This is a genomic window from Dyadobacter psychrophilus (genome assembly GCF_900167945.1).
In the GTDB taxonomy this organism is placed as follows: Bacteria; Bacteroidota; Bacteroidia; order Cytophagales; family Spirosomataceae; genus Dyadobacter; species Dyadobacter psychrophilus.
Genome location: NZ_FUZA01000001.1, coordinates 596,714 through 615,666, shown reverse-complemented (window position 1 = coordinate 615,666; position 18,953 = coordinate 596,714). Strand labels below are relative to the sequence as shown.

Annotated in this window: 12 protein-coding genes and 1 pseudogene; 2 read left to right on the top strand and 11 right to left on the bottom strand. The window is 45.1% G+C overall.

Going from position 1 to position 18,953, the window contains the following annotated elements; translation table 11 throughout:
• Nucleotides 1-15: 15 nt before the first annotated feature.
• From B5X68_RS02780 to B5X68_RS02755, 6 genes are all read right to left on the bottom strand, one after another.
• On the bottom strand, nt 16-1,728 hold the full coding sequence (locus B5X68_RS02780; protein WP_082213134.1) for a RagB/SusD family nutrient uptake outer membrane protein: 1,713 nt from the start codon (nt 1,726-1,728) through the stop codon (nt 16-18).
• Between the two features lie 18 nt (nt 1,729-1,746).
• Nucleotides 1,747-4,905, bottom strand: a complete 3,159-nt coding sequence (locus tag B5X68_RS02775; protein ID WP_082213133.1) for a SusC/RagA family TonB-linked outer membrane protein — start codon at nt 4,903-4,905, stop codon at nt 1,747-1,749.
• A gap of 4 nt (nt 4,906-4,909) precedes the next feature.
• Nucleotides 4,910-5,797, bottom strand: a complete 888-nt coding sequence (locus tag B5X68_RS02770; protein WP_082213132.1) for a carbohydrate kinase family protein — start codon at nt 5,795-5,797, stop codon at nt 4,910-4,912.
• Nucleotides 5,798-5,810: 13 nt separating this feature from the next.
• The gene (locus B5X68_RS02765; protein WP_082213131.1) at nt 5,811-7,133 is read right to left on the bottom strand and encodes a sugar porter family MFS transporter; all 1,323 of its coding nucleotides are present in this window, start codon (nt 7,131-7,133) and stop codon (nt 5,811-5,813) included.
• Nucleotides 7,134-7,400: 267 nt separating this feature from the next.
• A complete protein-coding gene (locus B5X68_RS02760; protein WP_082213130.1) occupies nt 7,401-10,139 on the bottom strand; it encodes a hybrid sensor histidine kinase/response regulator transcription factor in 2,739 nt (912 codons plus the stop codon).
• Nucleotides 10,140-10,446: 307 nt separating this feature from the next.
• On the bottom strand, nt 10,447-11,190 hold the full coding sequence (locus B5X68_RS02755) for an SDR family oxidoreductase (RefSeq protein ID WP_082213955.1): 744 nt from the start codon (nt 11,188-11,190) through the stop codon (nt 10,447-10,449).
• 93 nt (nt 11,191-11,283) lie between these two features.
• On the opposite strand from B5X68_RS02755, the gene B5X68_RS02750 reads away from it, so the two are divergent.
• Nucleotides 11,284-11,712 carry a winged helix-turn-helix transcriptional regulator gene (locus tag B5X68_RS02750; protein WP_082213129.1) on the top strand — a complete coding sequence of 143 codons (429 nt, stop codon included), beginning with the start codon at nt 11,284-11,286 and terminating at the stop codon, nt 11,710-11,712.
• A gap of 92 nt (nt 11,713-11,804) precedes the next feature.
• Here the strand turns inward: B5X68_RS02750 and B5X68_RS02745 are convergent, their stop codons facing one another.
• The 5 genes and pseudogenes from B5X68_RS02745 to B5X68_RS02725 all read right to left on the bottom strand — a co-directional run bounded on the left by B5X68_RS02745 (nt 11,805) and on the right by B5X68_RS02725 (nt 16,191).
• A complete protein-coding gene (locus B5X68_RS02745) occupies nt 11,805-12,665 on the bottom strand; it encodes an NAD-dependent epimerase/dehydratase family protein (protein ID WP_082213128.1) in 861 nt (286 codons plus the stop codon).
• 85 nt (nt 12,666-12,750) lie between these two features.
• Nucleotides 12,751-13,614, bottom strand: coding sequence for a helix-turn-helix domain-containing protein (locus tag B5X68_RS02740; RefSeq protein WP_229208260.1), 864 nt, complete (start codon nt 13,612-13,614; stop codon nt 12,751-12,753).
• A 65-nt stretch (nt 13,615-13,679) separates the two neighbouring features.
• Nucleotides 13,680-13,922: pseudogene (locus tag B5X68_RS02735) on the bottom strand (helix-turn-helix domain-containing protein); the annotation flags it as partial.
• Nucleotides 13,923-14,258: 336 nt separating this feature from the next.
• Nucleotides 14,259-15,491, bottom strand: a complete 1,233-nt coding sequence (locus B5X68_RS02730; RefSeq protein ID WP_141110167.1) for a hypothetical protein — start codon at nt 15,489-15,491, stop codon at nt 14,259-14,261.
• A 154-nt stretch (nt 15,492-15,645) separates the two neighbouring features.
• Nucleotides 15,646-16,191 carry an RNA polymerase sigma factor gene (locus B5X68_RS02725; protein ID WP_310588585.1) on the bottom strand — a complete coding sequence of 182 codons (546 nt, stop codon included), beginning with the start codon at nt 16,189-16,191 and terminating at the stop codon, nt 15,646-15,648.
• 430 nt (nt 16,192-16,621) lie between these two features.
• Here B5X68_RS02725 and B5X68_RS02720 point away from each other — a divergent pair, with 430 nt between their 5' ends.
• Entirely contained in the window at nt 16,622-18,952 is a 2,331-nt protein-coding gene (locus tag B5X68_RS02720) for a TonB-dependent receptor (protein ID WP_212567972.1), read from the top strand.
• Nucleotide 18,953: the final 1 nt, after the last annotated feature.

Genomic DNA, 18,953 nt, shown 5'->3' with positions numbered 1-18,953 from the left:
CGCTAACAGCTAAACTTAAAATCCCGGATTCTGCTTGTATAAGCCTTTTGTGAAACTAATCTCACGTTGTGGAATGGGAAGATACTCGTCCCGGCCTGCCGTGAATTTGGCGGTTGCCAGAAATGGTCTTCTCGTTTTTTCCTTTTCAATATACGCATTCAGCGTCTTTTCAGCGATTCCCCAGCGAACCAGGTCGAAAAAGCGCGGACTTTCTGTCGCGAATTCCAGGCGGCGTTCCCATTGCAATGCTTTGCGCGCATAATCCTGCGTCCAGCTTGTTGCCGAATATTCTTTGACATTGTATTTGGAAGCAAATGTTCCGTCTGTCTTTTTCAACCTGCCGGTGCTGTTTGCTGCGCGTTTCCGGATCTGATTGATCAGCGGAAGTGCCATTGCCTGCTGGCCCAGTTCAATGTAAGCTTCTGCCTGCATGAGTAAAACGTCGTCGTAACGCAGCACGTCAATGTTTTTGGACGAGCCTATAAACGGGCCTTCTTTGTGGTAGGAAGCGCTGGTGGCTAGTTGCTGTTCTTTCATGGTATGGAAAAAACCATAAACTCCCGGGTCACGTATCCAGCTGTTGCTGAATGGTTTGGTTGCATCGTATTTGTATGGATGCCCATCAATTCCGATGGTGTGATCTACGCGTGGATCGACGGTTTCGGTTTTGAAATCAACATTTTTATCATTGTAAGTATCAAAAAGCGGCAAGCCGTCGGCTCCTGTTTTGTATGCATTGGCAAGGCTCTGGCTCGGCTGGTGAAAACCACAGCAGCCGTATTGCGGCGCGCCGTGCGGATAATTCAAGCCGGTTACATAACTCAGTCGGCCAACCGCCGTTCCGTCATTGATCGAATATTGAATAGCAAAAATCGATTCCGGGCCGTTCTCGGTTTCGGCGATAAAATTCTCGGCAAAATCCGGCTGCAAACTATATTGTCCCGAAGCGATCACCTGTTGCGTAAGCGTCACCACCTGCTGCAACCGTGTTTTATTAATGCTCGTAACTTTATGCGTATCATCCTGTTCATAAGCCTGATACAAGCGTAATTTGGCAAGATAGGCAGCCGCCGCGATTTTGCTGGCCCTTCCGATCTGCGTTTGTTTGGCAGGCAAGTTGTCAACCGCGAACTGGAAATCTTCTCCTATTTTATCCCATAGCTGATCATTGGTAAATTCGACATTGGATGTTTTCAGGATTTCCTCGCTGGTCAGGTTTTCGGTGATGTAGGGAATGTTTTTGAAAAGCATTTTCAGCATAAAATGCGAATGCGCACGTAAAAAGCGCATTTCCGCGATCCGCGTTTGCTTCAAGGGAAACTCCGCATCGCTCAGCGCATTCATACTCGAAAGCGCGGCATTAGCGCGGCTGATTGCCTTGTAAAAATTCTCCCACGTAAATGGATGCATGGAACCCAGATCGGGGCGGGTCAGATTATAATGCTCGTAAAAATCGATTTCCGCAACATCGGAAACGCCACCACCGCCTTTATAGGCATCGTCGGAACGCACGCTGCCGTACACCCACATGCTCGTCATCGGCCCGATCATTTCATCATTTCCAATCGCTGCATAAGCCGCAGTGGCCAGCGCTTCTGCATTGGAAGCGGATTTTACAGCATCCGAAGACAAAAGGCCTTTCGGTTCGTAATCCAGGTAATCTTTGCAGGATGTGGCGGTAAGTAAGCCGCCTGCCAGTAAAAGGCTGTATATGATTTTGGTTCTCATTGGAGTTCTGTCAAAAAGTTAGAATGAAACATTTAAGCCAACTGTAATCGTCCTCGGAATCGGGATGGCGTTCACATCCACACGCTCGGGGTCAGGGCCGGCAAACTGCTTTGATTTGATCAGGAACAGGTTTTCAGCCATAACATACACACGCAGCCTTTGCAGTTTGATTTTTTCAATCGCTTTGGAATCAATCGCATAACCCAGCTGTACATTCCTCAATTTGAAATAAGAAGTATTCACATTGAAATAATCAGAAGCGCGGGTTTCATTGTTGGCGTCGGAAAGTGACAAGGCAGGAATTTTTGAGCCAGTATTTTGTGGTGTCCACGCATCGAATACGCCCGGGCCGGAGTTTTCACGACCTCTTATAAAGTTGTTATAGAATGTGTACGCATCAAAACCCGCGCGACCGGCAACGCCTGAGCCGAATATGGACAGGTCGAAGTTTTTATAAAATGCCTCCACTTTCAGGTTGTATTCGAATGCGGGCAAGGTCGTTCCAAAAAATACACGGTCCAGATCATCAATCCGGCCATCGCCGTTGGTGTCCACATACCGGATGCGGCCCGGACCGGCGCCAACCTGCGTCGGAGCAGCATCCACTTCCTGCTGACTTTGGAACAGTCCGTCTGTTTTGTAACCAAATAAATCAAACTGCGAATGTCCTAAAATCGTCTGCGTAACATTGCCCGGATAGGCCGCTCTAACTTCTTCCGGCAGCACGGTGATTTTATCCCGGAAACGGCTCACGCCTGCCATAATGTTGTAAGTGAAATCGCCTTTTGGTTTGGCATAATAGCCGACAGAAAACTCGAAACCGTTATTGGATTTCTGCGCACCGTTCACGACTTTCAGCTGGCCTTCACCCACGGCGGATGCAATTGGCGGAGTAATTAATATGTCGCTGGTTTTGCGGGTAAAATAATCCAGCGATCCCTGAATGCTTCCGTTGAAAAACCCGAAATCGACCCCGAAATTGGCCTCGTCCGTTGTTTCCCATTTCAGATTCGGGTTAGCGCCTTGTATCGAAACAATGCCGGAAGGAAGGTTGCCAGTATTGGCGCCATTCAAATCGTAAGCCGTTCCAATGTTATAAAACTGATCAAAGAAACTGTTATGCCCGTCGGGGAACTGAGAACGTCGGGAACCGTAACGCGTGTCGTACAGACCAAATCTTGCCAGATCACCAATTTCCTGATTTCCCACGCGGCCCACGCCGGCACGAAGTTTCAGGTTACTCACGGATTTCAGGTTTTGCATAAAGGCCTCGCGATCAATGCGCCAGCCTACGGACGCAGCCGGAAAAATTCCGTAAGCATTCTCTTTTCCAAACCGGGATGAACCGTCGCGGCGGATCGTTACAGCCGCCAGATAGCGGTCAGAAAACCCGTAATCAACTCTTGCAAACTGGGAAAGCAGTCTGCTTCCCGATCCTGTTCCGGTAATGTTGGCATTTCCGGTTCCTGCGTTCAGTACAAAATAATCCTCCGACTGCTGCGCAAATCCTTCTTTACGCGCCGTCTCAAAATCCAGGTCATTTTTGATGGCTTCAATTCCGCCAAGCAATTTGAAATGATGCTCACCCAGATCAAAATTATACCGGATCGTGTTCGACCAGGTTGCGCTCAGATAGCGGTTCTGATCAATGGTCAGACTGTTATTGGTCCGTCCGAATGAGCCTTCTTCAAATGATTGCTCGATGTTTTTGAAATAATACCGCGCATTATCCATGCCCAGACTTGTTCGCAGGAAAAGGTTCTTAACCGGCTCAATTTCAGCAAATACGTTTCCAAACAAGGTCACACGGTTTGTATTATCCCATTTATTGATCTCCTGCATGTGCAGCGGATTGTTCCGGTCCGAATACCCTGAGCCAATTGCACCACCCCAGGTGCCATCTTTGGCATAAACGGGTATCGTAGGCGCAAGCGTAACGGCAAGGCCCGTGGTTGCGGCACCGCCAATGTCCGTGGAAGCAAGGGTCTCGTTGGAAGAAGCGATTTGCACATTGGCCCCGATTTTGAGTTTGCCATTGAACGCGCTGGTCAGGGCATTGATGCGGCCGCTTAGTTTGTCATAATCGGTATATCTGAGCATTCCCGTGTTTTTGAAATAACCCAGGTTGATTTGCAGCGAAGAAGTTTTGTTTCCGCCCGAAATCGTCAGTTCATTGTTGGTTACAATTCCGGTTTTGTACAACTCTTTTTGCCAATCGGTGTTGCCTGCGGGCATATTCGCATTGCCACCAACCAGCGGCTGAACTGTTACGCCATTTAGTACCGGGTTTTTGAAGTCTTTGTTCCAATCAAACTGGTAAAGTGCGCCGTAACCATCTTCGGGATTTACGCCGTCATTCACCGATGCTTGCCAAAGTGCACGTCCGCGGTCCACGGAATTGAGCATTTTAAATCTTGCGTATTTTTCCGATTGCGCTGAAATGCTGGTGTTGAAATCAATGCTGATCTTTCCATCTGCATTCGCTCCGTTTTTGGTCGTGACAATAATCACCCCGTTTGAAGCCCTTGAACCGTAAATAGAAGAAGCAGAGGCATCTTTCAAGACCTGTACGGACTCAATGGAATTCGGGTTCAGGCCCTGAAAAACTTCCGGCCTTTTGGTAGGAACGCCGTCGATGATGTACAGCGGATCGGTGTTGCCGAGCGTGTTGGCTCCGCGTATCAGGATGCGTGAATTTGCTCCGTTGGGCGAACCTGTTTTTTCAATGTAAAGCCCCGGAACGCGCCCTTGCAGCGCCTGCATCGGGTTTCCTGAACTGATGTTTTTAAGCGGAGCCATGTCCACAATGGCAATTGCGCCGGTAAGATCTTCCTTTTTGGAACTCGTATAACCGACCACGACCACTTCGTCCAGACTTTTCTGATCATATTCCAACGTAGCATCCACAACGGATTGATTGCCCACCGGCAGTTCCTTTGCAACCATACCGACATAGGAAAAAACCAATGTCGCAGATGCGGTTACCGAAATTGTGTATTTTCCTGCTGCATCCGTAACGGCCCCGTTGGTGGTTCCTTTTTCCAGGATACTCACGCCCGGAAGGATTTCTCCGTCCGCTGCTTTCACGGTTCCGGAGATCGAAACCCTGTTTTGCGCCCATGCCAGCTGCATACTGCATAGGATGGCAAATGCCATCATTAGTAATCTTTTGTTCATGGAATTATTGGTTAACGGTAAGAAAATGATCAAGTTCTGATTCAGAAATCCGGGGTGTAGCGCCGGAATAGGAGGCAACCAATGCGCCAACGGCACAGGCTTTTTTGAGAGCTGGGGAAATGGACGAGCCGCAGACATATTCTTTTAGAAACATCGCCAGAAAGGAATCTCCGCTGCCAATGGTGTCCTGCACGTCCACTTCATATCCGCCCTGCGAATGAAATCCATCATCGGAAAGAACGATTGCGCCATCGGCACCGAGCGTTACACAAACCAGTTTCAGGTTGAAGCGTTCGTATAGGAACTTCATTTGCGTTTCCACTTCCGGCTGTATGCCAAACCACGTGCAAACGGTGTTCAGCTCGTGCTCATTAACTTTAACAATGTCGGCCTGTTGCAGCAGATATTCGGTGGTGGCTCGGTCCAGATGCGGAGGGCGAATGTTGACGTCGAACACTTTCAGTTTTGCATCTTTCAGCAATTCAAAGAGTGTGTCTCGTGATTGCTGGCTGCGAACGGAAAGTGTGCCGTAGATAAACACATCTGAGTCCTTTACCAGCTCTTTGTTTTCGGGTGTTGTCATGATGTAATCCCAGGCAACCGGCTGCACGATTTTGTAGGTTACTTCGGTTTTGTCCGTCAGGTTAACTTTTACAATGCCGGTAAGATGTGTTATGCCGGTTTGGATAAATTCTGTATTAAAATCCTGGTTGTCAAGGTAGTCCATGAGTTCAGCCCCCAGGTCGTCGTCGCCGACGCGGCTGATAAATGCCGGATTCATGCCGAAGTTTTTCAGGTGAATGGCCACATTCATAGGCGCTCCGCCGGGTTGCTTGCCAGAAGGCAGCATGTCCCAAAGCATTTCTCCGAAAACGGTTATTTTTGGTGTCATATAAGTGGAGATATTAATGTAGAATCATTGTTTTGTCAGTCCTTTCCAGCGAGGTTCCTTTGGTTTCCGGCATGATGCGCCACACGAAAATGAGTTGCAAAATCATCATGATCGCGAAGAAGGAAAATGTGATTCCGCCGCCCAGATATTCGGAAATGATCGGGAAAGAAAAGGCGATAACAGCCGCCATAAACCAGTGGGTAAAGCTTCCCAGCGCCTGACCGTTTGCCCGCACTTCGTTGGGAAAGATTTCAGAGATAAAAACCCAGATAACTGCACCTTGTGAGAATGCGAAAAAAGCAATGTAGACGAACAGGAAAACCGGAACGCCCGTAAAATCCTGAATAAAAAATGCCCTGGCAACCAATCCAAGCGTGATTATAACGCCCACGGAGCCAATCGCCATCAATGTGCGCCTGCCAAAACGATCGATAAAGTTGATGGCTAAAAGTGTAAAAGCAAAGTTGACAAAACCGATTCCCGCCGAAGAAAGAAACGCAGCTTTTGCTCCCAAACCCGTCATTTCGAAAATGCGCGGACTGTAATAAATGATGGCATTAATGCCTGACACCTGATTGAAAACCGCGAACAGAATGGCGAGCATGACGGGTGTTTTGTATTTGGCAGAAAACAGCCGGGCAGAAGGTTTGTCCTTCGTTTCTTCGCTCGCGTTCATGATCGCAAACAATGTTTCTTCGCTGGTTTGGGGATCGATAATATTCAGGATTTCTTTTGCCTGCTGCACGTCGCCTTTTTTCATGATCAGCCAGCGCGGACTTTCAGGAACGTAAAGGATTGCCAGTAAGAAAATCAACGAAGGCAAAGCCTGCACGCCAAGCATCCAGCGCCACGCATTGTCGCCCATATCCTGCATGAAGTAATTGGAGAAGTAGGCAATGAGAATTCCGAAAACGACATTGAACTGGAACAGCCCAACCATTTTCCCGCGCGACTTGGCAGGAGAGATTTCGGAAATGTACATGGGCGCAGCAACGGAAGAAGCGCCGACACCGAGTCCGCCAAGGAATCGGAAGAATATGAAAACATACCAATCTGTTGCGAGCGCCGAACCTAGCGAAGAAACCAGATATAAGATGGCGATCCAGAATAAGGTTGTTTTTCTTCCGAGTCTGTCCGCCGGAATGCCTCCTAACATAGCGCCGAGCACGGTTCCGATGAGTGCGATGGAAACGGTAAACCCGTGTTCGACGGCGGACAGATCCCATAAATGCTGAATGGCTTTTTCCGCCCCCGAGATTACGGCCGTATCAAATCCGAAAAGGAATCCGCCGAGCGCAACGACGATCGACCAAACTAATACCTTGCTGTTTTTCATTGGTAGTTCTGATTTTTTGTCAAAACTACCGCCACTTGCTACCCGGAATAACTAAATAATATCTCAATAAAGTTAAACTTTGATACAGTGGTATTTTAGAAGGTTATAATGATGATAATCAGTGAATTAACTTGCGATTTAAAATTTGATACATCCGTAACCTTTCAATTTTGATACACCTTGTTTCAAAATTGTATCATTTCTTATGAATTGATGGAAAGCAGAATTGGATGATTGGTTGAAAATCTAGAATAAAAATCCGGCTGCTTATGATTTCTTATATTCCATCGGCGTTTGGTTATATTTCCCCTTAAAGGCCGTGGAGAAGTAGGTAGGGGAGGAAAATCCGACCTTATAGGCAATGTCGGCAATGGTCAGATCGTCGCGGCGCAACAGGAATTTGGCTTTGTTGAGCCTTACCTGCTGAATGTACTCATTCACGCTCATGCCCAGCAACGCCTTCACTTTCCTGTAAAGTTGCACCCGCGACATGCCGAGGTCTCTGCCAATGTCTTCCACGCTGAGCTCGGAGTTATCGTAACGCTCCTCAATATATGCAGTGAACTGCGTGATAAATTTCTTATCCAGTTTGTTGGGATTCGTTCCCGACGAGGTTTCAATGGGCAGCTCACTCGTATAATGTTCGCGAAGCACCGACCGGTTTTTCAGCAAAGTTTTAATGCTTTCCTGCACATATTGCAGGTTAAATGGTTTGGTAATGTAAGCATCCACCCCCGTTTGAATGCCTTCGATCTGCTGTTCGATGGTAGTTCTGGCAGTAAGCAAAATCACTGGAATGTGCGAAGTCTTGAAATCTGATTTGAGTATCGAACTAACGCCTAATCCGTCCTTTTTGGGCAATGTCACGTCACACACGATCAGATCTGGAATGTGCTCGAATGCCAATCTCAAACCTTCTTCGCCGTCATTGGCCACCAATATTTGGTAATTGGCATTCAGTTTTTGTTCCAAAAGCCGCACGAGATCATTGTTGTCTTCAATGAGCAGCACGGATTGTTCGTGGATCGAAACTGCATTAGTAGGAACACTGCTTATAGCCGCGTCATCCTCCTGAGGTTCAAAGTTCCTGACCATAGAAAGGTCCTCAATCTGCTCAGCTTGCAGTTCTTCTGGCTGAAAATGCTTGTTGCCTAGCGGCAATTCAATGGTAAATGCTGTTTCCTTATTAGGCTGGCTACGGACAGAAATGGTTCCTTTGTGCAACGAGATCAGCTCCTTGGAAAGCGCCAATCCGAGTCCGGTTCCCAATGCTTTATAACCGCTTTCGGCTTGATAAAAAACCTCGAAAACGTGCGCAACTTCCGATTCCGTCATGCCTATTCCATTGTCTTCCACCGTAATCTGAGCTTGACTATTGGATATTGATTTGATATACAAATAAACCCTTCCTTTATCCGGCGTAAACTTAAATGCATTGGAAAGTAGATTAAAAATCACCTTATCGAGCATCGTGGCATCAAACCAGACCATCACTTCGGGATCGGAAGCGATCAGTTGAAAATCAATCTTCCGTTTGGAAGCAATGCGTTCAAACGCCACCATAATGTCTTTCACAAATGCTACAAGATTATGCTCGGCAGCGCGCACCTGCATGCGGTGACTCCCCAATTTGCGGAAATCCATTAGTTGGCTCACCAGCCGGAGCAACCTTAATGTGTTTTTCCGGATCAGTGAAAGTTCCTGTTTAATCAGTGGATCGCGAATTTTTTCACTGGCCAAAACATCCTCAATAGGTGCCAATATCAGCGTAAGCGGCGTACGGAATTCGTGTGAAATGTTGGTAAAGAATTTGAGTTTGGCCTCATTTTCAATTTCAGCGCTTTGGGCTAGCTGTTCGATCTGGTTTTTTTGATCTGATATTTCGTGATTCTGCACTTCCAGCCGCTTGTTGATTTTTCGGTTTTCGCGTAGAGAATAAAAGGAAATGGCTCCAAAAATGAGCGCCAGGGCAAGTGTGATGGAAACGGTGTAAATGACAATGCTCTGGTTTTCGGAGATCGCGCGCTGCTCCTCAATTTTTTCCTGACGACGCTCAATGTCCTGTTGCTGCGCCACCAATTTTTCGCTCTGCAATTTCATGATCCTGACGTTGGTAGAATCTATCATGGTGATTTGCAGCCGGTTTTCTCTTTTGAATGGTTGTTTTCGCAGGATTGAAATGGCGGTTCGAATAGCTTCTTCTCCTCCGGTAGGATATAAAATGGTAGCATTCAAAACGTCTTTGTCAACCAGGTCAATGCCGCCATTTGGCCCTGTAAGCCCATCTACACCAATTAAACGGATCTTTTTTTCAAGACCTAAATTTTTACAAACCTTGAAAGCGGTCAGCGCACGGCGATCATTCTGACAGAAAATAACATCAATGTCCGTATGCGCTTTCAGCAGTTTGGTGAGGGGAGCTTCAAAGGAATATTTGTCCCAATCACCATCCAGTTTGGCAACCAGTTCGATGCCGGGAAACCGATTAATGATCTCCATAAAACCCTTGTGGCGATCAATGTCCGCGGACGAGCCCGGTTTTTCACTGATCTCGATCACCTTTCCGGTTCCTTTCAAAAGCGTATTGGTATAGGCCCCGGCTATCTGCCCAACTTCCACATTATTTGCACCGACGTAGGCTGTATATTGATCAGAGTTGGTGCGGCGATCCAGAATAATAACAGGAATTCCATTCTGATATGCCTTCTCTACAACAGGTGTAATGGGCTCGGCCTCATTAGGAGATACAATCAGCAGATCAATTTTTTGTTGAAGCAGTTCTTCAATTTGCGTGATTTGTTTCTGACTTTGTCCGCCCGCATCTTTCATAACAAAGTTGATCTCCGGATTGAAAGACAGCTCGCGATACATACTCTCCTGCATGGTTCTTCGCCAGTTATCACTGCCCGTGCACTGTGAAAAGCCAATTGTATACTGCTTCGATTCTTTCCTGGAACACGCAGATGCAATAAAACAAACCAGAATAATGAGGTTAAAGTATTTCAATGTTTTCTTGTATTTAAATCAGCGTTTAGCTTATTATAAATGTATTACAAATATGGGTCTTCGTAACAGTTTAATCAAAACGGTGTCGCACCAGCAATGTTCTAAATACTTTGGAAAACGCTTTTTTAAAATCCTCTGAACGCAGAAAAGCCCCTCAGCTTTCGCTAAGGAGCTTTTGTTACCAGAGCCGTACAAATTTCGAATTAAATGCTGGCTGATTTACAGAAAACAGCTTCTTTAACTATGTCAAGATGAAATCAAGCCTACAACTAGTAAGAGATCTTGAAGCTCGCATTCAGCCTGACCGTTATTTCAATGCATAGGTGTGGTAGCCACCATCAGCGACAACCTCTGTTCCGGAGATATAGCTTGCGGCATCTGAGGCCAGGAACAATACTGTTTTTGCAATTTCCTCGGGATGGCCGAGCCTTTGCAATGCGGTGGTGGTAGCCAGGAAAGCTTGTGCTTCCGGAGGTAAGACGCTGTCCAAACCCGGTGTCGCAATTGGCCCCGGACTTATGAGGTTTACGCGGATTTTCCGGGCTGCCAGCTCATTAGCAGCGATTTGAGCAATTTTATTCAATGCTCCCTTGGTTGCAGAATATATGCTCGTTCCCAGGGTTGCAGCAGTCGCAGCCGATGAAGAAGTGAATATGACGGATGCTCCGTCTGCCAAATGCGGAAGTAATTTTTGAAGCGTAAAAAAATGCCCTTTTACATTGGTTGTAAACTGTGCGTCAAAATTTGCCTCTGTAACTTTTTCTATCGGCTCAAAAACTCCGATCGCTGCATTCAGGAAGAGCACATCCAATTTACTTCCGCTTTCCGCAAATGCTTGTTCCAGCACCGATATGTCTGTGAGTTTTGAGGTATCCGATATAACAGTAGTCAGTTTGGGGCTGTTTATGTCGGTGCTTGCCTTTTGTAGATTGTCCGCGCTTCTCCCTGTAATCCACACGTTTGCACCTGCGTTGATGAATGCTTTTGCTGTTGCCAGCCCTATTCCTGATGTTCCGCCTGTGATAATGACGTTTTTGCCTGTGAAGTCCATAATTAAATTTTGTCTATTTTTGCAGTCTGTTTTATAAACTGCAAATTTATTGAAAAGCAGTTTGAAAAACAAACTGCTTTTAACTGTAATATTATGAAAACAATGGAGAGAAGATCGACATGTCCCATTAATTTTTCGGTGGAAATTTTCGGGGATAAATGGATGCTGTTGATCTTACGGGACTTGATGTTTAATGGCAAAAATTCTTTTCTGGAGTTTCGGGCATCAGCCGAAAAAATATCTTCTGCTGTACTGACTGAGAAGTTGAACATGCTGGTGGACGAAGGAATTGTTTCGAAGGTGGTATCACCCAAAAACGCATCGAAATTCCTGTATCTGATCACAGACAAAGGCATCGAGCTGGTGCCGGTCATGGTAGAGGTTCTTGACTGGGGATCAAAGTACAACCCAAACGGCGGCCCCAAACCATTGCTTACCCAGGTCAGGCAGAATAAAAAGAAAGCGATTACGGAGTTACAGGAAAAATTAAGGAGCGAGCGGCAATCTTATGGGTTGGATTAAAAAGCGAGTAGCCAAGGGTCTATGATTACGGTCCACCAATTTTCCGGGTAAAAACCGATGATTTGGTCTTCGCCACTCTTATCGGTTTATGGCTACAAAATATCAAGATCGCGGGCCACATTGTAGGTTGGCACCAACGGCCGGAAGCCCGTTTTTTTGCGTAGTTTGGAAATATCCTGGATGCCTTGGAAAGGGTCGTTAAGGGGGCCTTCTATTCCATTAAAGGTATCGTCCGCTTTTCCGACAGAATCAGCCAGTTCATACAAAGTGATTGGTGCATCGTCAGCTACGTTAAAGATCTCTCCATCCAACCCTTCTATGGTGAGCAGCAGAATCAGCGCCTGCGCAACATCCAGGTGATGTACCATGTGCATCCGCGAACCTGAATGCATGTTCAGCTTTTTAATATATGGGATAATTTCGGCGATGTGCGGGTCCTTATCTCCGTAAACAAAGCCAAGCCGCAAGATACGGACATCAAATCTCTGGTTTTGCTGCATCTCGATTAGTTCTCTTTCTGCGGCGATCTTGCTGGACGAGTAGGCGCGGGGATCGTTGATATCGACCTGTTCGTCTTCTTTTGCCGGGCGGTGGTAGCCCGAACCGTAGACATTAGAGGTGCTGGTAAAAATAAATCGCTTGACTCCGGCTTCGTGTGCAGCCTGCGCTAATGCGATACTTCCCTCGCGGTTGGTTTTGATGATACCTTCGTTATCTGTAAAGGTGCGGAAGAGGGCGGCAAGGTGGATCACGGCATCCATGCCAGCTACCGCCGCTGGCAAGGTCGCTGGTTCAAATAGGTCACCGGTTATGGGTGTCGCGCCGAGTTCTATCAGACCGCCGGCCTTTGCCACGTCCCTGACCAATATCGATACGTTATAGCCTTTGGCTATTAGGCGTGGAACCAAACGGCTGCCTACTTTTCCTGTCGCTCCTGTTACTAAAATTTTCATTGTCGAATGATTTAATAATGATACGGCAAAATTAGGCCGCAGCTGTGCGGACAGCCAATCAATATCAAACCAATAATTATGATTTTCAAACCTTGCGGAAGGTGTTGGGTGTGCTGCCTGTCAAGCGTTTGAAATAGTTATTAAAATAGGCAGGATACTCAAACCCAAGCGCGTAAGCGATCTCGGCCACAGTCCAGTCACTATGTTGCAACAGTGCTTTTGCTTCGGCAATAATCCGTGCAGATACATGTGCCGATGTGGTTTTGCCCGTCGTTTCCCTGACCGAGCGGTTCAGGTAATTGACATGTACACTTAAATGTCTGGCATAATCTTGCGGGCTGCGTAAGCGGAGCGGTTCGTCGCTGCGTTCTATGGGGAACTGCTTTTCGAGCAGGTCAATGAAAAGCTGTGCAAGACGGCTTTCGCCATTTTTGAAGTTAGAAACATACTGCGCGGGTTGTATTCGAAGGGCCTCGTGGATGATCAGCGCGATGTAGTTTTTGACCAGATCGCCCTTGTAAAGATAGTCGCCGTCGTAAACCGCCAGCATTTTCTCAAAAAGGCCAGTCATAAATACGGCTTGTTCTGCATTAAGGGTTACAACTGGATTTTCGCCGACCCTGAAAAGCGGGGAGCCCTGTAAGTCCCGCCATTTGAGGAAGGTTTCGGTAAAGATACAGGCGTAACCACTGGTACGGTTGATGCGACGAACGAGCGCGTGCGGCACTTGCGGGTTGACGAAAAAGAGTGCGGTCCCTTTGATGTCCAATAGCTGGCCACCATAATTTATGGTCATGTCGCCGTTGACCAAACCCATTTTGTAAAAGTCGCGCCGCCCAGCTTTGACCGGGACTTCTGTTGATTCCGGAAGGGCGTGAACTTTAAAACCTTTGAGTCGAAGGTCCACTTCATTCAGTCCGGGGATTCCGGTCTTTTCTTCGTTTAGCATAGGGCAAAGTTAATAAAATCAATCCTTTGCTATTCTTAAATTGATTTGCCTTTGAGCGAATGTTTTCAGGTAAACGAAGCCCTAAACTCCATCGGAGATTGATTGGTTTTATTTTTAAATAGCTTGCTGAAACTTTGCGAATGTTCAAATCCGAGCTCATAGGCAATTTCGGACATGCTTAACTGCGTCGTGGTCAGCCGCTCTTTTGCTTTCTCGATTAATTTTTCATGAATATATTGCTGGGCATTCTGCCCGATCGACGAACGGAGCATGTCGCTTAGGTAACCGGGAGAAAGGTTCAGTTTTTCGGAAAGAAATTGAACGGTGTCGGATAAGTGAAGTGCTTCATTAGCTGAATATGCGAAATAGCCATATTGCCTGATCTTACTAATCCCTTCCATACTTTAGCCTCCCGTTGTTGTCGGTGATGAAGTTGATCTTATAAAAGCTAAGAACGTCGTAGATAGGCGCCATGCTTGTATTAAACGGGTTGCGCTCGTTGAAATGGGCAAGGCTGATCAACGGATGTTGGGGTTTGGTACGTCCAGGTTCTTGCGTGAGCTATATCTCTTTCCGGAAGAACTGGGCGCATAACTTTTGACCATTACTTATTCCGGCAAAATAACTGCCGACGTCGTTAAAAGTCATCTATTAAATTTATACAAAGCCTGCACCCGGGCACCCCACAAAAGACCTTTGTTGGAAAATTCTGTTTTACGTAATTGAGGACTAATGTAAGGACTTACCCTAAATAAGAACTTGTTCGAGCGACGCTCCAGACCCAGGTTTATTGTAATATCGTTAATAGGCTTTATTGACAATTTCGCATTATATTCTCCTTTATCAAAGGATTGGCTGTCTCTCTTATAATCGAAATGAATGTCTTTTTGGGCGTTAATGGAAAGATCGGTTCCTATTCCGAAACGCAGGGCCCAATTCGGACGTATTTCGTAATGATAGGCAATTGTTAAGGGAATTTGAACGAGCCGGTAATTTTGTTCAATATTTAACAGATCGACATTTTGAGTTACAAAAGGCGCATACAGAGCCCGGAAATCCTGGCCGGTTTTTTGACCAAATTGCTCGGCAGTGTCGTAACTGTCTCCGGTGATCTCTGTCCAGCCAACACCGGTTTGGAAACTCCATTTTGGAGTGATCCGCAGCTCCCCAAGGAGTGAGCCTGCCACCTGTCTGTTACCTGCGCCGAGGCTTCCACCCACATAATAATCCATCTTTTTAAGAACCGACTTTATTGATTCTGAGTAATATTTCGGTTTGTCTTTGCTAGCAGCAGATAACTTCTCCGGCGCCTTTAAGACCGGTAATTTTAAAGATGTAAATGAAAGATGAATATTGCCAATGCGGCTATTTATTATTGTCTTACCAGCTTTGGGGAAATCGTCTTTATTTGTATACGCTGCCTTGTTAGCCGGATTATTGTCGTTGCCCGTTATTTCGGAAGATCCTTTTTTACCCAGGGTATTATCTGCTCTGCTGGTATTCAATTCTGCGCCAGAAGCATTATTCTGAGCAATGGATCTCGCGACAGTACCAAGCGTTTCATTCGGTATTATGCCAGATGAATCTGCTGGACTGATATTCGGATTCTTTACTGATTCGTTCGTAAGAAGATTATTAATTGGCTGCTGACTTTCATTGTGGGGACTCTGCCTGGTATAAAGCGATTCCTGACTATTTTGAGCTGCAATGGTTTTTTCAATATATCGGTCAATGTATACCGTGTCAACACGTAGACTTGATTTTTGAGTAGAATTTAGTTCAATAAAAGTGATTCTGCTTTTTAGAGAATCCAGGGAGGATAAGAGTTTTTTATTGGTAATATTTTGAACGTAATTGAAGCGTAAAGAGCCGATCAATAACGAAGCGGCCAACCCATAAAACAGGATTTTGGTCCATGGAAAATGGGGCTTGGTATTGCCATTCGAAGAGACATAATTATATATCCGATCGACTTCTTCATCGCTTGGATCCAGGCTCAATAACTTTTTCCGGAATTCGTCGTCAAATTGCTCAGTTTTCATTAAATCCCTTATTAGGCCAGTTATAAAGTTGATACAAATGCGGAAAGTTTAGTTTTATCATGGTCTGCAGCTTTCGTCTGGCATCCCTCAGGTTGGATTTTGATGTTCCTTCCTGGATACCAAGCATGTTAGCTATTTCCTTATGTGAATATCCATCAATTACAAACAGTGTGAAAACCATTCTATAAGTCGGTGGGAGGCGTTGAACCATTATCAATATTTCTTTCGCAGATATTTCGCTTAAAATGTCGTCACTCCAGTCCGCAACTTCCAGATCATCCAGACTAAGCTGTCCCTGCCATTTAAGATTCTTCCGGTAATAGTCAATGGCCGTATTAATAGCAATTGTTCGAAACCAGGCTTTGAAAGGTTGAGCCTTGTCATAGCCATGTAAATTATTAAACACTTTTAAAAAGCAGTCATTGACAATCTCCTCCGCTTCCTCAAAGGTAGCGGCATATCGAAGTGAAATGCTTTTGGCATATCCTGCAAATTGCCGGATCAGACATCGTTGGGCCTGAGCATTACCATCCATACAAGCATCCAATATGCTTGACAGATCCTTTTCATCAAAGAGAGCTTTCCTTCTAAATAGCAATGGTAATCAGATTAGACATCATCTTCTCCTTACGGAAGGTAATATGAAAAGGTGGGGTGCGATTCTATATATTTTTTTAGGGAGGAAAGATTTTTTGCATTCACCCCACTATTCTTCCTGACAACTCGTAATGGCCTTTGAAAACAGTGTATTCCTGTTTAGTCTCTACGTTGCGTATAGTTAATTCCGTTGGTTACAGTGTGCCTACCTATTCGCATCATAAAGGTTCCGTCGCATAACCCTTCATGGAAGATTTTGAAGAACACATAAATAACTTTTTTAAAATATTATGAGAAAAACGAGTCAATTAAAACCCTTTGGGTCAAGGAAAAGGTACGCCTTATTCGTGCTAATAATGTTGTGTCCAATGTTCCTTTTTGCACAAACAAAATATACAATTAGTGGAGTAGTTAAGGATGTTGGTAACGGCGAAACGCTCTTGGGCGCAACTGTCCTTCTAAAAGGTACTTCCATTGGAAGCACGACCAATGAATATGGTTTTTATTCTATCACAGCACCTGAAGGTAATTATACCTTAAACATTTCCTATTTAGGATTTACAACTTTTGAAAGAGCAATAGACCTGCGTTCTAATCAAAAGTTCAACATTGAGCTCAAAGGCGATGACGCTCAATTAAATGAAGTAGTCATCACAGCAGAAGAAGCAAAGCAAGTAGACATTGGGACACCACAAATGAGTGTGGCAAGACTCTCAACTAAGGATATCAAACAGATACCTGTAGTTTTGGGCGAGGTAGATTTGATCAAATCCATTCAATTGCTGCCAGGTGTTACCAACGCCGGCGAAGGCGCATCGGGCTTCAATGTACGCGGTGGTGCGGAAGACCAAAACCTGATTCTTTTGGATGAAGCGATTATTTACAACGCCTCACATTTGTTTGGTTTCTTCTCAGTATTTAATGCTGACGCCATTAAGGACGTTAAACTTTATAAGGGGGGCATTCCTGCACGTTTTGGAGGGCGGGCTTCTTCGGTACTGGATATCCGTCAAAAAGACGGAAATAGTAAGAAGTTCGAACTCACTGGCGGTATCGGTGCTATTTCCAGTCGTTTGGCAGCGGAAGGGCCTATGTTTAAGGACAAAGGTTCGTTTTTGATAGCCGGTAGAGCCTCTTATGTAAATATATTTTTAGCCTTGGCCAACGAAAGTAGCAGAGCCGGATTTTACGATTTGAACCTGAAAACAAATTATGAAATTGATGAGAAGAATAAGCTATATCTATCTGGTTATCTAGGGAATGATAACTTTAACCTGGCAGGATTGTTCACTAATTCATACGGAAACCTCTCAGGAAACTTACGATGGAATCATATTTTTAGTAACAAGTTATTCTCCAATGTATCCTTAATATACAGTCGATATAATTATAATCTGGAAATTCCTATTGAAGGAATTGATTGGAAGTCGGATATAAGCAATTATAACATGCGCTATGACTTTGGATATTATGCAAGCGATAAATTGAAATTCGACTTTGGAGTAAATGGTATTTATTACAACTTTAATCCAGGAAAACTCAATCCATTAAATGCAGATTCAGGTGTTAATCCGGAGAAATTAGACGACAAGTTTGCTTTTGAAGCCGGCGTTTATGCAAGTTTAGAACATAAAATTTCTGGAAAACTCACCGCTGAATATGGCTTGCGTCTCAGTTACTTTAATCGACTTGGAAAGCAAACCTTAAACAATTACGCCAATAATTTACCAGTCATTTACAACGAAGAATTAGGCATTTATGAGCGTGCCGAACCCACTTCGACTACTAATTATGACAAGGGAAAAAGCATAGCTACATTCAATAATTTAGAACCTAGGTTTTCACTTTCATATCAGCTTAACGAGAACTCTTCTTTTAAAGCAAGTTACAACCGAATTGCTCAATACCTGCATTTAATTTCCAACACCACATCAGCCACGCCATTAGATGTTTGGGCACCTAGCGGAAAGTTCATTGAGCCACAGATTGCAGACCAATATGCTGTTGGCTATTTCAGAAATTTAAAGGAAAATATGTTTTCGATCGAGGCCGAAGCGTATTACAAAACGATCGACAACAGAATAGATTATATTAATGGCGCAGAGCTTATAGCACAAAACACCATTGAAACCGAAATTTTAACAGGTGAAGCCCGAGCTTATGGATTAGAGTTTCTATTGCGGAAAAACCATGGCGATTTTACAGGATGGGTCGCGTATACGATGTCAAAATCGCAGCAACGCACTCCCGGAGGAGCAGCTGGCGGAGCAGGTATTAACAATGGGAAATGGTATAACTCTAACTGGGACAGAACCCACGACTTTGAGCTTACCGGAAGTTACAAACTCAACGAAAAATGGCGATTTGGGGCTAATATGGTGTTCCAGACAGGACGACCTGTTACCTATCCTAACGGACAGTTTGTATACAATGGATTATCCGTGGCGACTTATTCCGAAAGGAATGCAGACCGATTGCCGGCCTATCACAGACTAGACCTTTCTGCAACCTTAACACCTCGAAAAAATAAAGATAGAAAATGGCAAGGCGAATGGGTATTTGGCATATACAACGCTTATAACCGAAGTAATGCAGCCTCTATTTCTTTTGGTCAAAATCACCAGACAGGTGTATCCGAAGCCACTCGCACTTCCATATTTGGTATTGTCCCATCAGTAACATACAATTTTAATTTCTAAA